This window comes from Aerococcus sp. L_32 (assembly GCF_050689315.1).
Map to the genome: position 1 here is coordinate 1 of NZ_JBOEQF010000457.1, position 1,490 is coordinate 1,490.

The window sequence follows — 1,490 nt, forward strand, 5'->3', positions numbered from 1 at the left end:
GGCTCTACAATATATAGGACTGATGACTTCAAAAAAGTCATTGGTTCTATATTTTTTTTTACAAAAAAAGAGGAATCTCCATTATCATAAAGTTAACGACAACCATGATAAGATAGGAGATTCCCCGTATGAATAAGTTTATCAATACCACGTTACAATTGAAAGATGAAAATATTGTTTTTGAGGACAAAGTTGAAGAAATGATAGTTAAGAATATAAAGTCACTAATCTATTTCGGCAAGTTAGATGTAAATCCTCAGTATTGTCCAGCCTGCGGCTGTGTTAAACGAGGAAATAGTATCGTTAAGAATGGCTCTAAACAATCAAGAATTACGCTAACAAAGATATCAGGGTTACCTGCTTACCTTAAATTAAGCAAGCAACGCTATCACTGTAGAGAATGTGATAGCTACTTCACTGCTAAATCAGAGGTAGTCGGTGATAACTGTTTTATTTCTAAGCGCGTTAAACGGATGGTGTTAGACTTTGCAACCAATGCGTTGACATTGAAGCATATTGCAGAGACATGCAACGTTTCTGATCATACAGTTCAACGGGTAATTAATGGTGCTGGTAAAGACCTTAAACCTAGCATCTTCGATGCATTACCAGAGCATATTGCTTTCGATGAATTCAAAGGTGTAAAGCATGTCGAAGGTAATATGAGCTTTGTGTTTATAGATAATACGAATTCACAGATCGTTGATGTGCTAGGAGATCGCAGAAAATTCAAGCTACGTGATTACTTTTTTGCCTATCCGTTGAAAACTCGTCAGAAAGTTCAAACAGTTACAATGGACATGTATATGCCTTATATGGAAGTTGTTAGAGAGGTATTTCCCAATGCAAAAATCATTATTGATCGCTTCCACTTAGTTCAAGCATTAAATCGAGAATTGAATAAGTTACGTATTGAAGTAATGAATGCCTTTAGAGTTCCTGACCATAGATTGTACAACAAGTATAAAAGGTATTGGCGACTATTCTTAATGTCCCGAGAAAGCCTAAGCTCATGGGATTATCAACCATTTAAGTTATTCGATTGGCTTACGAATACCGGTGGTATTTTAGATTATTTACTGGACAAGAATCCATTATTAAAAGACACCTATAATCTTGTCCATAACTTGCGTGAGTCACTCCAAGAGAATGATTGTGCAGCATTTAAAGCTCAGTTAGCGCAGTCTAAGTTAGTTAAATTACCAAGCGGATTAAGACGAGTGTTGCGTACATTTATCAAACTTCAAAGATATATTGGGCATACGTTCAAATATAAACACTTAACGAATGGCCGAATAGAAGGTTTGAATAATAAAATTAAGGTCTTAAAACGGATAGCCTATGGATACCGAAACTTCCAAAATTTTAGAACTAGAATATTAATAACGAACAAGCTATATCTAAACGAAATACCGGTAGTACAAGCAGCCTAAGGGCTGCTCTGAAAGCATAGTATAAAGATAAAAATGAATAATGGAAAAGAGTATAAA

Annotated in this window: 1 protein-coding gene; it reads left to right on the forward strand. The window is 35.1% G+C overall.

Features of this window, described 5'->3' with window-relative positions:
• The first annotated feature begins 128 nt into the window (after positions 1–128).
• Entirely contained in the window at positions 129–1,433 is a 1,305-nt protein-coding gene (locus tag ACRCJ0_RS13865; protein ID WP_431390814.1) for an ISL3 family transposase, read from the forward strand.
• Positions 1,434–1,490 lie beyond the last annotated feature (57 nt).